Annotated in this window: 11 protein-coding genes; 9 read left to right on the top strand and 2 right to left on the bottom strand. The window is 65.5% G+C overall.

All coding sequences use genetic code 11. From position 1 onward, the window contains the following. Positions 1-114: 114 nt before the first annotated feature. On the bottom strand, positions 115-1146 hold the full coding sequence (locus JHW45_RS03775; RefSeq protein ID WP_272859619.1) for a nuclear transport factor 2 family protein: 1032 nt from the start codon (positions 1144-1146) through the stop codon (positions 115-117). A gap of 421 nt (positions 1147-1567) precedes the next feature. Then, positions 1568-2437 carry a LysR family transcriptional regulator gene (locus JHW45_RS03780; RefSeq protein WP_272859620.1) on the bottom strand — a complete coding sequence of 290 codons (870 nt, stop codon included), beginning with the start codon at positions 2435-2437 and terminating at the stop codon, positions 1568-1570. Positions 2438-2527: 90 nt separating this feature from the next. Between JHW45_RS03780 and JHW45_RS03785 the strand changes: the two genes are divergently transcribed. The 9 genes from JHW45_RS03785 (at position 2528) to JHW45_RS03825 (ending at position 11917) form a co-directional block, all read left to right on the top strand. After that, positions 2528-3979 (top strand): aldehyde dehydrogenase family protein, encoded by a 1452-nt coding sequence (locus JHW45_RS03785; RefSeq protein ID WP_272859621.1) that lies wholly within the window; start codon positions 2528-2530, stop codon positions 3977-3979. Continuing rightward, positions 3976-4989, top strand: a complete 1014-nt coding sequence (locus JHW45_RS03790; protein WP_272859622.1) for a membrane dipeptidase — start codon at positions 3976-3978, stop codon at positions 4987-4989. The genes JHW45_RS03785 and JHW45_RS03790 overlap by 4 nt, the downstream gene beginning before the upstream one ends. A 34-nt stretch (positions 4990-5023) precedes the next feature. Further along, a complete protein-coding gene (locus tag JHW45_RS03795; RefSeq protein WP_272859623.1) occupies positions 5024-6586 on the top strand; it encodes a BCCT family transporter in 1563 nt (520 codons plus the stop codon). A 38-nt stretch (positions 6587-6624) separates the two neighbouring features. Continuing rightward, positions 6625-8301 (top strand): hypothetical protein, encoded by a 1677-nt coding sequence (locus JHW45_RS03800; protein ID WP_272859624.1) that lies wholly within the window; start codon positions 6625-6627, stop codon positions 8299-8301. Beyond that, positions 8298-9023, top strand: coding sequence for a DUF3726 domain-containing protein (locus tag JHW45_RS03805; protein WP_272859625.1), 726 nt, complete (start codon positions 8298-8300; stop codon positions 9021-9023). The genes JHW45_RS03800 and JHW45_RS03805 overlap by 4 nt, the downstream gene beginning before the upstream one ends. 16 nt (positions 9024-9039) lie before the next feature. Continuing rightward, entirely contained in the window at positions 9040-9399 is a 360-nt protein-coding gene (locus tag JHW45_RS03810; protein WP_272859626.1) for a RidA family protein, read from the top strand. A gap of 100 nt (positions 9400-9499) precedes the next feature. Beyond that, positions 9500-10405, top strand: a complete 906-nt coding sequence (locus JHW45_RS03815; protein ID WP_272859627.1) for a bestrophin family protein — start codon at positions 9500-9502, stop codon at positions 10403-10405. 191 nt (positions 10406-10596) lie between these two features. Further along, positions 10597-10851 carry a hypothetical protein gene (locus JHW45_RS03820; RefSeq protein WP_272859628.1) on the top strand — a complete coding sequence of 85 codons (255 nt, stop codon included), beginning with the start codon at positions 10597-10599 and terminating at the stop codon, positions 10849-10851. Positions 10852-10987: 136 nt separating this feature from the next. Continuing rightward, complete coding sequence (locus JHW45_RS03825) at positions 10988-11917, top strand: LysR family transcriptional regulator (protein ID WP_272859629.1); 930 nt, start codon at positions 10988-10990, stop codon at positions 11915-11917. Positions 11918-12256 lie beyond the last annotated feature (339 nt).

The following is a 12256-nucleotide window of genomic DNA, read 5'->3' on the forward strand; positions in this document are numbered from 1 at the left end:
GGCGGCCAAGGGTCGGGAACCGGGAATCCGTGTGCGATCAGCGCCCGTTCCCGCCTCTGGTGACGCGCAGGCTGGATCGCTTTGCCGCGCGGGGATCGTCACTTTTCCGGGGGCTTATCGCCCGCTCAGCGACTGCATCCTGTCCAGCACATCCAGCCCCTGTTGCTTCCAGAAATGCAGCAGGTCGATGAAGATCCAGTTCTCGCTCAGCTTGTCGCCGTCGCGCCGATACATGTCGATGACGCGCATGTCGCCCGGCCGGTCGCTGCCCGGCATGCCCATGAAGCCGCCGGTCGGGGTCAGGGTCAGGTTCGGCCAGCCGAAGAACCCGCCGAACCTGCCCTCTGCCATGCGACACAGATGGCCATTGAACCTTCGGTCGCGAAAGGCGGCGCGGAACGGACCGCTGTGCTGTTCCGCATACCGTTCCAGGGTATATGTGGCGCCGATCCCTTCGGGACCCCACCAGATCATGTCCTCGTTCCACGAGCGGCGCAATTCGTCGACCAGCGCGATCTCATCCGGATTCTTCCACGTCGCCACGTCGTTCAGCATGAAGTCGATGGCGGCCAGTGTGCGCCGCCCCTCATCCGGCGGCTGTTCGTCGAACAGCAGCCCGTCATGGGTCATCGGGCCCGGCTGGACCAGATGCGCCGCCGTCTGCGGAGGAAAAGGGTGCAGCCCGGCCTGCACCATCAGATGCGGGATGTCGAAGAACATCGCGGTCTCGACGATCCGGTCCCCCTCGATCTTGTGAAACGCGGCATAGCGCAGCATGGCGATCCGGCGCGTGGGCGGAATGCCAAGCCAGGGCCGGTCGAACAGCCCCATCAGATGCCCCATCGAGGCAACCCAGACCGACTGGAACCCGTCGATTTCATTCCGCCCGGCGAAGAACAGGTCCATCCGCCGCTGCATGTGCCGCAGCGCGGATTTCAGCGGTGTCCAGAACTGATCGGCGACAGCGCGCGGCCCGGTCAGTTCGTTGAAGGGATGAAAGCCGCGCCACACAAGATCCTCGGCGCAGAACCGCACCATGGCATCGGCCAGTTGGGGGCCGTCAGCCTTGTCCAGAGCCGCGTAGTAGTGGCGGATCAGACGCTTTGCCCGCGCAATTGCGTCCGCTGCCGACTCGGAATTATCCACGCTCTTCTCTCCAATGACGCTTTTATCCGTGTGCATACGTTTTCAGGAAATAGCGCGAGAGCGCGTAGTCAGCAAGGGACGATGAGTTCGCGTTGAACTGACTCGGGATTTTTCGTAAGGCTCGGAATGTCCGGGCCAGCATCCGCGCGCGTTCCTGTCGGGGGCGCGCCGGGGAGCACCGAACGAGGTATTGCGGCGCTGTAACCGGGCATCCGCCGTCAGCAGCGATGCCCGCGTTTCGCCTTCTTGCGCCCCCGTCGCATGTGCACCGCCAGCCCTTCCTCCCGGTAGAGCCTTCGTCCTCTTGCGGTTCACGACAGGACCTTTCCGCCGCAGCAGAACATGTAGCCGCCGCCGAGCCGTTGCGCCGCGCCAAGCATCCGCGGAATCATTCACATCGACCCGCATCGCCACCTGCCCGCTATCCGCTCAGAAGCGACCAGAAATCCATGATCAGCGGGCCTGTGCGGTCCTTGTCCTGCCTGATCTTGCGCAATTCGCGCTGGCTGAGGCGCGTGGACGGCACGAAGAACTCGACGCCCGCGGGTTGGCTTCTGACCGCGTCGAAGGGAAGGATGCTGGCGCCCAGCCCGCGCCGGACAAATGACAGGATCGCCGTCGTGTTGCGCGCCTCAAGCCTGCTGCCGTCCAGCAGCGTCCGCACCAGCGGATCGTCCACCAGATTGCACAGCGGATTGGCGATCAGGGGCTCATGGGTCAGCAGGTTCCAGTCGGAACGACCTTCGGCGGCAAGATGCGCGCGGTGGACCGGCCCGCCTTCGACGCAGACGATGCCCAGATCGTCGCGAAGAATTCCCTCTCCTTCGGGCGGATCGCCCGGTCTGGCTGAGAGGATGCCGATATCGGCCTCGTCGCGCTGAACCCGGCGCCGCACCGCGGCGGTGTCGACATCGCTGATCTCGATCCGGACATCGGGATGCGTCGTGCGATACCGGTCGATGACCTTGGGCAACAGCGCGACCGTGGCCGAGGGCACCGCGGCAATGCGCACGATCCCGACCGACGAGATCGCGTGGCGGCGGATAGCGTCGATGCTTTTGTCGAACACATCGGTCGCCCGCTGACTTTCCTCAAGGATAAGCTGTCCCAACGGGGTCAGCCGGCTTTTGCGGTCGGTCTCGAACAACGGCGCGCCGACATGGTCCTCAAGCTGCGTCAGCACCATCGAGACGGCCGACGGCGTGCGGCCCAGCACCCGGGCCGCCCCCGACAGCGTCCCCTTCTGCGCCACGATGCTGAAGGTCCGCAGCATCTCGAGCTTGATTGACATTCAGATAACCTGAAAGAAGCTTCATTTCTTTTAGAGTGACTGAATGCACGCGCATCGTCTAGTCATTTCCTCAGCAAAGAGGAGACACCCATGACCGATCGCACGCAACTTTATATCGACGGAACCTGGAGCGACGGTGCCTCGCAGATCGAGAACCGCAACCCCTCGGACACGTCCGATCTGATCGGCATGTATGCGCAGGCCGACGCATCGCAGCTTGACGCCGCACTTGACGCCGCGCGCCGGGCGCAGCCGCTGTGGTGGGCCGCCGGCATCCAGAAGCGACATGACGTGCTGATGGCGATCGGGACCGAACTGATGGCGCGCGCGGAAGAGATCGGGCGCCTGCTGTCGCGCGAAGAGGGCAAGCCGCTGGCCGAAGGCAAGGGCGAGGTCTATCGCGCCGGACAGTTCTTCACCTATTTCGCCGGCGAAGTCCTGCGCCAGCAGGGCGATCTGGCCGAAAGCGTGCGCCCCGGCATCGAGATCGACGTGCGCCGCGAGCCTGTGGGCGTCGTCGCCATCATCAGCCCGTGGAACTTTCCCGTGGCCACGCCGTCGTGGAAGATCGCGCCGGCGCTGGCATTCGGCAACGCGGTCGTGTGGAAACCCGCTAATGTCACCCCCGCCAGCGCCGTCGCGCTGACCGAGATCATCGCGCGTCAGGACATCCCCAAGGGGCTGTTCAACCTGGTCCCGGGGCCGGGACGGGATGTGGGTCAGCGTCTGGTCGAAAGCCCGCAGGTCGATGCGATCAGCTTTACCGGCTCGGTGCCGGTCGGGCGCGGGATCGCGGCGTCGGCCATTCAGAACATGACCAAGCTGCAGATGGAGATGGGGTCCAAGAACCCGCTGATCGTCATGGATGACGCGGATCTTGATCTGGCTGTGACCCATGCCGCCAATTCGGCCTTTGGCGGAACCGGGCAGAAATGCACCGCCGCCAGCCGCCTGATCGTGCACGCCTCGGTGCATGACGCCTTCGTGGAAAAACTGGTCGCGGCGGCCAACGCGCTGAAGGTCGGTCACGCGCTGCAGGACGGCACCCAGATCGGCCCGGTGGTCAGCGAAGGGCAGTTGTCGCAAAACCTCGACTATATCGACATCGGCAAATCCGAGGGCGCCGAGTTGCTGTGCGGCGGCGACCGACCCGACATGGCGACCGAGGGCTTCTACATGGCCCCCGCCGTGTTCGCCGATACCCGCAACGACATGCGGATCAACCGCGAAGAGATGTTCGCGCCGATCACGGCCGTGCAGCGCGCCGACAGCTATGACGAAGCCCTGTCGCTGGCCAATGACACGCAGTTCGGGCTGACGGCCGGCATCATGACCCGTTCGCTGGCCCGCGCCAGCCATTTCCGCGCCAACATGCGGGCGGGTTGCGTCATGGTGAACCTGCCGACGGCGGGCACGGATTATCACGTGCCGTTCGGGGGGCGCGGCGCGTCAAGCTATGGCCCGCGCGAACAGGGCGCCTATGCCGCCGAATTCTACACCACGGTCAAGACCGCCTATGTCGCCGCAGGAGAGCCGCAATGAACTTTCTGATCGACGGGCTGCAATACGCCAACTGGTCCGAAAAGATCTTTCGCCAGATGCGCGCGGGCGGGGTGGATGCAGTCCACGTCACCATCGCCTATCACGAGACGTTCCGCGAGACGGTCCTGAACATCGAGCAATGGAACCGCTGGTTCGAGACCTATCCGGACCTGATCTTTCACGGCCGGACCGCCGCCGATGTGCGAGTTGCGCGCGAGACCGGGCGCACCGCGATCTTCTTCGGCTCGCAGAACCCGTCCTGCATCGAGGACGATATCGGGCTGGTCGAGGTGATGCACACGCTTGGCCTGCGCTTCATGCAGCTGACCTATAACAACCAGTCGCTGCTGGCGTCGGGCTGTTACGAGGACGAGGACACCGGTCTGACCCGCATGGGCCGCGCCGTCATGGCCGAGATGAACCGCGTGGGCCTTGTGGTCGACATGAGCCATTCCGGCGAGCGGTCCACCTTCGAGGCGATCGCGCATTCGACGCGGCCCATCGCCATCACCCACGCCAATCCGGCAAGCTGGCACCCCGCCTTGCGCAACAAGTCCGACGCGCTTCTGCGCGCCCTGGGGGAAAGCGGCGGATTTCTGGGCCTGTCGGCCTATCCGCACCACCTGAAGGACGGCAGCGCCTGCACGCTGCAATCGTGGTGCGACATGGCCGCCTTTGCGGTCGAACTGGTCGGCCCGACCGGCGTCGGCATCGGGACCGATCTGTGCCAGGATCAGCCCGACAGCATCGTCGAATGGATGCGCGTCGGCCGCTGGACCAAGACCATCGATTACGGCGAAGGCAGCGCCGACGCGCCCGGCTTTCCGCCCATGCCCGACTGGTTCCGCGACAATCGCGATCTGGCGGCGATCCGCGACGGGCTGCGCGCGGCCGGGCTGGACCAGACCACGGCCGACGGCGTGATGGGCAACAACTGGCTGACCTTTTTCGAGCAGAGCTTCGGCGCGGACACCGCGCAATCGGAAGAGGCCAGACGCGCGGCCGAGTGACGCACGACATTCAGATGTTCTGGGAGGAACAGAAGTGACCGATATCACGACACCACAGACCGGCCCCGCATCGGCGCGGATCGACAAGACGCTGTTTGCGATCACCGGCGGGTTCATCGCCCTTTTCTGCGCCTATGCGTTTGTCGACATCGACGGGCTTTCCGCCCTTGTCGATGCGGGGTTCAACTTTTCGGCGCGGTATTTTGGCCTGTACTGGCAAGTCCTGCTGCTGGCGACCTTCCTGATCGGTCTGCTGCTGTGCGTTCTGCCCGGCTCCAGAACGGTCATGGGCGGTCTGAGCGTGCCGGAATTCAACATCTTCAGCTGGGGGGCGATGATCATGTGCACCCTGCTGGCCGGGGGCGGCGTGTTCTGGGCGGCGGGCGAGCCGATTGCGCATTTCCTGTCCACGCCGCCGGTCTTCGGCGATCTGGGCGAGGATTCGCGCGCCATCGCCAACGCCGCGCTCGCACAAAGCTTCATGCATTGGGGATTTCTGGCCTGGGCCATCCTGGGGTCGCTGACGACCGTCATGCTGATGCATTATCACTATGACAAGGGTCTGCCGCTTGCGCCGCGAACGCTGCTTTACCCGGTCTTCGGGGATCGCGCGCTGCATGGGCCGATCGGCCTGATCGCCGATGCCGCCTGCGTCATCGCGGTGGTTGCGGGCACTGTCGGTCCGATCGGGTTTCTGGGCTTGCAGATGTCCTATGGGCTGAACGCGCTGACCGGCATCCCCGACAACTTCACCACCCAGGCCATTGCCGTTCTGGCGCTTGTGGGGGTCTATACGGTCTCTGCGGTCACCGGGCTTGCCAAGGGCATCAAGGTGCTGTCCCAGATCAACGTGATCCTTGCCGTCATCCTTCTGGTCTTCATGCTGATCGCCGGCCCCACGACCGAGATCTTCGCGGGCTTTTTCGGCGGGATGCAGGTCTATCTGACGCACTTCTTCGATCTGACCCTGTATCGCGGCGAGGCGGGCGTGTTCGGCGATCCGGGCTGGCTGGGCTGGTGGACGGTGTTCTTCTGGGGCTGGTTCATGGGCTATGGGCCGCTGATGGCCATCTTCATCGCCCGCGTCAGCCGCGGACGGTCGATCCGCCAGATCATCGTCATGCTGTCGATCATCGCCCCGATCATCACCAATTTCTGGTTCACGATCATCGGCGGCTCGGGCATCTTCTTCGAGATTGCCGAACCGGGCGTCATCTCGGGTCCGTTCGAGGGCTTCAACCTGCCCGCCGGTCTGTTGGCGATCACCCAGGCCATGCCGCTGGGCCTGATCCTGTCGATCCTGTTTCTGGCGCTGACGATGTTCTTCGTCGCCACCACCAGCGACTCGATGAGCTATGTGATCTCGGCGACCATGTCCGACAGCGAACCTTCGGCCGGGCTGCGCGCCTTCTGGGGGATGGCGATGGGCGTCATGGCGCTGATCCTGATCTCGACCGGCGCGGGCGGCATCGGCAAGTTGCAAAGCTTCATCGTGATCACGGCGGTGCCGGTGCCGCTGATCCTGCTGCCCTCGCTGTGGGATGCGCTGCGGATCACCTGGATGCTGGGCCGCACGCCGGAACCCGCGCGCCGCTGAGACCCGCTCCGTCACCCGACCCATCAGGAGGAAATGCGATGTCCCTGCACGATCAGACCACGCTGGCCGATACCGCCCGCTTTCGCCGCCCCGCGTCCGAGGTCATGCGCCTGGCCCGGATGGGAAGCAGCCACCCCACGCGGCTGTCCTTTCTTCGCGTGCTGCTGCGCCGGCTGGCCAGCGGGGAATGGCGGGTCGATCGTCCGGTCTGGGCCGTCGATGCGAAGGGGGTCGGTCATGCCGTCTATCGCGTGCGCGGCGCCGACCGGACCTACAGCCTTGTCGCCTTCGCCCACGATCTGCCGCCCGAGATGCGTTCGGACCGGGTGATCGCCACCGCCTGGGACGCGACATTCACCCTGTTCGACGGCGATCCGACGCCGGCCGATATCGCCCGTCTGGCACGCAACGTCCCCTATCAGGAGGCCGGCCGGATCAGCACACGCGAACTGACGCTGGCGCGCGCGAACCGTTCGGTGCGGCTGTTTGACCATGTCGTAGGTGCGCTGTCGCAGGGCAACCAGCCTGACCCTGCGGAAATCGCCGCGGTCGGCTATCTGATGCGGACGACGGCGGTTTACGGATCGGGCAAGTTCGGCGCGGCGGATCGCGACGACATCGCCGCGCGCCCTGAACTTGCCGCGCCGTTTCAGGTCGAGATGCTGACCGTCTGGCTGATCCGGGCCTTCACCGTCGACATCGTCGAACATATGGCGGCGGTGAAAGGCGGCGATCGGGCGGTCCGGCTGACGCCCCTGATCCGGCGCACGCTTGGCGTCGGCAACTCGACCGGGCTGGGCATGGCCCCGTTCATCGTCCGCCACCCGGTGCTTTTGAACAACTGGATCGAGGCGCGGGAAGAGGCGCTGGCGCGGGTCCGGGCGCAATCCGGTTCGACGGCCAAGGCGGTGGCGGAATTCCGGCAGGTGCTGGACGCCGCGATCCGCAACGCCGACGCATGGCATTCGGAACATCCCGCTCAGGTGCTAAAGCTGCGCGATCTGCGCCGCGACCTCGCCGCGATCTCGGACAGGCTGTCGGACTGGGACACGCATCAGCCGCATCCCTGGGACGCGCTGTGGCGATGGGGCGCCGACGCGCTGAGCCTTGAAGGGCAAGAGGCGCTGCTGTCCCTGATGCTTGAGCCGCATGGAGATCTGGTGGACGATCTTGCCGACCGCATGGGCGCCGACGAGGCGGCAAGCTTTCGGCTGAACGGTGCGATGCCGGTCGGGGAACTGCGCGCCATTCTGGAAACGGAATACGACTGGGCGCTGGCCATCGACTTCACGACGCCCGAAAACGTCGCGCGGTTCTGGTATGTGTCCGAGGAAAAGCTGGAACCGCGACTGGGCGACCGGGCATCCGAGGACGGCGCGAGCCTGGAACAGCCGCTGTGCATCGCCCGCCTGATCGCCGAACTGTATGCGACGTTGCAGGAATATGACGACGCAACGCCGGTGGCGGCGCTGCTTCTGGCCCATCCGCAGCACCGCTTCGCGGTGCGCCGGGCCCAGATCGCGCAGCATCACCCCTTCGCGGAGGTTCGCGACAACCTGATTGCGGCCGACATTCTGCCCATTGACCTGCTGCGCTGCAAGCTGGCCTTCTTCGGCGCCACCCAGTTCGACCCGCGGTCGGATCGGTGGGTGCGTATCAACCTGTTTCCGGGCGCACCCTATCCCGACGAGATCCCATCGGAGGAGACCCCATGAACACCGAACCCCACGACCAGACACGCGGCGATTCCACCCCTTTCTTCAGCGAGGACGGACCCGCCCCCCTGTCGCGCAACGAGGTCGCGGCGCTGTGCCTGAAAGCTGCCCGCGGCGCGGGGATGAGCTGGGGCATGGCCGAAGAGGCCGCCTTTGCCGCAGCCTGGCTGGTCCGGCACGGCATCGACGGATGCGGCCATCTGTGCGCCCATCTGGAACAGGCGCAGGGCCGGGAATGGGCGGAACTGTGCCCCGACGTCTCGGCCGGCGACTGGCGCGCCAAGGATGGCCACGCGCTGTGCCCGATCATTCTGGGCGCGACCTTGTGCGATCATGCCGCGTTGACGGAAGGTCCCGTCGCGGACTGTTCGATAACGCTTGGCCAGGTGGATCATCCGATCCTTCTGCTGCCGTTTCTGGACAGCATCGCCCGGAAGAACGGCGTGCTGATCACCGTGTCGTGGGACGGCGGATCGGTCTGCATCGGGCAGGGTGCTGACTGGCTGCAGGCCGCGACCGGCGCGCTTGGCAGATCGTCGGCGGACCTTGTCCTGACCGCGCGCCAGGGTGTCGCGACAGATCTGTCCGCGGACCGGCTGCCCAACGCCGACACAAGCGCCGAGGTCATCCACACGCTGAACGGCTTTGCCATGCGCACGACGGTTCCCGCCTCGGAACGATCGCGCGCGGGCGCCGGATCGGCCCTTGGCGACAACGATTGAAACGGAAGGAAAACGAATGACACTGGAACGTCTCTCACCCGGCCCGCGCATGAGCCAGGCGGTCTGCATCGGGCAGATCGCCTTTCTTGCCGGGCAGGTCCCGGATGATCTGGGCGCCGACATCACCGAACAGACCCGTCAGGTCCTAAGCAAGATCGACCGGGTCGTCGAACAGCTTGGGGCGACCCGGGCCGATATCGCCTCGGTGCAGGTATGGCTGTCCGACATGGCGGATTTTCAGGGCATGAACGCGGTCTGGGACGATTGGGTCAGCCGCGATGCCCCGCCCGCCCGCGCCACCGGCGGCGTCGCCCTGGCCCGTCCGGGCATGCGGGTCGAAATGATCGCCGTGGTGGCGCTGCCCGAACGCGGCTGATCCGGCCGGCCTGACAGCGAGGTGCCCGCAGGCCGGTTGCGCCCGCGCCGCAAGCCGGGGCGGGACCGCAACCTGCGCCGGCGGGGGGAGGGGGTGAGCAGTGATCGTCAAGGAACAACCCTCGGCACTGAAGCTTTTTCTGGTGATGCAGGGATCGGTGGTGCCGCAGATCCTTGGCAAGATCCTTGTCTTCACCGTGCTGGCAATCGTCGTCATGGCGCTGGATCGCCACGTCGTCGCGCTTCCTCATGTGTCGCTGACGGCGCTCAGCGTGTTCGGCATCGCGCTGTCGCTGTTTCTGGGATTTCGCAACAACGCGGCCTATGACCGGTGGTGGGAGGGGCGCAGGATCTGGGGCGGCATCGTGTCCGACACACGCAACCTTGCCCGCAACTGCGAGATCTTCATCGCCGAAAAGGAAGACCGGCAGGACATTCTGGGAAGCGCGGTGGCGTTCGCGCATGCCGTCCGCGGCGACCTGCACGACACCGATGTCACGGGGGACATCGCCATCTGGATCGGTGACGACGAGGCAGCCCGGCTTGGCGCGCAAAAAGGCGGCGCCGAGGCCGCGTTGCGCATCATCGCGGGCAAGGTCCGCGCGCTGCACGAAAGCGATCGTCTCAGCGGTTTCGGGCAGCTGGCGTTTTCCGAGACCGTTTCGGCATTGGGACGGCATCAGACGGGGTGCGAGCGTCTTGCGACGACGCCCTTGCCCTTCGTCTATTCGCTGCTGGTCCGACGCACGACCTATCTGTATTGCGTCTTGCTGCCCTTCGCGCTGGTCGAAACGACCGGTCCGTTCGTGCCGATCTTCGTGGCCGTGGTCGCCTATGTGTTCTTCGGGCTGCAAGCCGTGACCAACGAGTTGGAGCATCCGTTCCGTCAGGGGCAGAACGGTCTTCCCCTCAGGGCGCTGTGCCGGACGATCGAAATCTCGGTCGCGCAGGCACTGGACCGGCCGGCCCCGCCTCCGTTGTCCCCGCGGAACGGTATTCTGGGGTAGGGTGTCGGGCGTGCCGCCGCGTCACCGATTGGCGTCAGCCCGCGCGTGGCGGCCCCCGGATCTTCTGCATTGTTCAATCTCATCGAACAATCCAGACGATCAAACCGATCTAATCATTCAGTCGACCGCCTTCTATCTTCCCGTCATCACCGCGCAACAGCGCGCCAAGTCAAAGATAAAGGAAGACGACCATGAAAACCTTCGCTATTGCCCTGTCCGCCCTGAGCCTTGTCGCCGGTGTTGCGCAAGCCGACACCTTCCGCCAGGAGATCGACAACCAGCGCCAGCACGGTCATGCTGTCTCTGTCCATGCCGAACAGACCGTCAGGGTTCCGGCGAGTTCGATCCTCAGCAACAACGATCTGACGAACGCGCCTTTTCCCGCCGATGATCTGGTGACGGTGACCGTCTTCCGGTCGACCGGCGTCATCGATACCGGGAAGTGACCCGCTCAAGGCAGGGGTGCCCGGAACCCGCGGCACCCTGCGCCCTGCCTGGTCGCCCAGGCGGGGCGCAGTGCATTTGACAGACAAGGACGTCCTGTAGCCTAACTGGCCGTGCCCGGAACGAATGGAGCAACCGGTGATCCGTGACCTGATGGCCCTGCGCACCCTGATCGCCATCGCGAAGGACGGCAGCTTTGCGGCGGCTGCGGCGGGCCTGCGGATGTCGCGGGCCATGGCCAGCAAGCATGTCTCGGACCTGGAGGCCGAGCTGGGCGTCAAGCTGATCAACCGCACGACCCGCCGGCTCAGCCTGACCGAGGCGGGGCGCAGGCTGACGGCGGCCTCCCGCGATATGCTGGAGATGCTGGACCAGACCGAACAGGACATTGTCTCGTCCAAGGGCGTGCCGCGCGGAACGCTGAGGATCAACGCGCCGACCTCGTTCGGGATTCGCCACCTGGGGCCGATCATCAGCGATTTCCTGGGCAGGTATACCGAAGTCACTGTCGACCTGACGCTGGAAGATCGCGTCGTCGATATCGTCGAGCAGGGCTATGATCTGGCAATCCGTATCCGGCGGCTTGAGGATTCGTCGCTGACGGCGCGGCTGTTGACCCCTGCGCACATGGTCCTGTGCGCCTCGGGGGCCTATCTGCAGCGCCACGGCGCGCCCTCGGGGCCGCGCGATCTGGAACGGCATTCCTGCCTCGTATACGACTATCTGGCCCGTCACGGCACCTGGAGCCTTGAGAAGGACGGCCTTCGCGAGGACGTGCGGATCAGCGGGCGGATGCACAGCAACAACGGCGAGGTGCTGATGCAGGCGGCGCTCGATGGCCACGGGATCACGCTGGCGCCGACCTTCATGGCCCATGAGGCGATCCGCGAGGGCCGCCTCGTGCCCGTGCTGCGGGACTGGTCGGTTGTCGAGCCGGGCCTTTATGCCGTCATGCCTCCGGGACGGGTCGAGGCGGCAAAGGTGCGCGCATTCCTGGACCATCTTTCGGCGTCGCTTGGCAAGATCCCCATCTGGGACCGGGACCTGTCGAGCCAAGCCGGCCCGTGAAGGTGTTGCGGCACGGGTCGTCTGTCGATCTTCACCGCTGATGATCGGGGCCAGCCGCGATGTCATGTCGCAGTATTTGAGGTGCCGGACTGGATATCACGCGCCGTCAGGGCCTGAGGGTGACTGTCGCCGGCTTGCGGGCGAGCCGTTCCGGCGCAAGGTTTCTTGCGGCACCCGGCAGCAGCGCGAAACTGATCCTGCCTGACACAGGCGGTGGTCCGGTTCCGTCCGCGGCTGAAGCGGGATAACCGGCCGGCCAGCGGCACGGGCATGCTCGGCTTCTGGATGGCCCTGCGCCCTGCGCGCGCTGTTGGCCGCGACGCAGCAGCGGTGCCGGCA

This window comes from Paracoccus stylophorae, assembly GCF_028553765.1.
Classification (GTDB): Bacteria; Pseudomonadota; Alphaproteobacteria; order Rhodobacterales; family Rhodobacteraceae; genus Paracoccus; species Paracoccus stylophorae.

Coding starts and splice junctions, on each gene's coding strand:
- JHW45_RS03820 (WP_272859628.1), top strand. CDS start 10,597: ATGAAAACCTTCGCTATTGCCCTGTCCGCCCTGAGCCTTGTCGCCGGT.
- JHW45_RS03800 (WP_272859624.1), top strand. CDS start 6,625: ATGTCCCTGCACGATCAGACCACGCTGGCCGATACCGCCCGCTTTCGC.
- JHW45_RS03810 (WP_272859626.1), top strand. CDS start 9,040: ATGACACTGGAACGTCTCTCACCCGGCCCGCGCATGAGCCAGGCGGTC.
- JHW45_RS03780 (WP_272859620.1), bottom strand. CDS start 2,437: ATGTCAATCAAGCTCGAGATGCTGCGGACCTTCAGCATCGTGGCGCAG.
- JHW45_RS03805 (WP_272859625.1), top strand. CDS start 8,298: ATGAACACCGAACCCCACGACCAGACACGCGGCGATTCCACCCCTTTC.
- JHW45_RS03785 (WP_272859621.1), top strand. CDS start 2,528: ATGACCGATCGCACGCAACTTTATATCGACGGAACCTGGAGCGACGGT.
- JHW45_RS03790 (WP_272859622.1), top strand. CDS start 3,976: ATGAACTTTCTGATCGACGGGCTGCAATACGCCAACTGGTCCGAAAAG.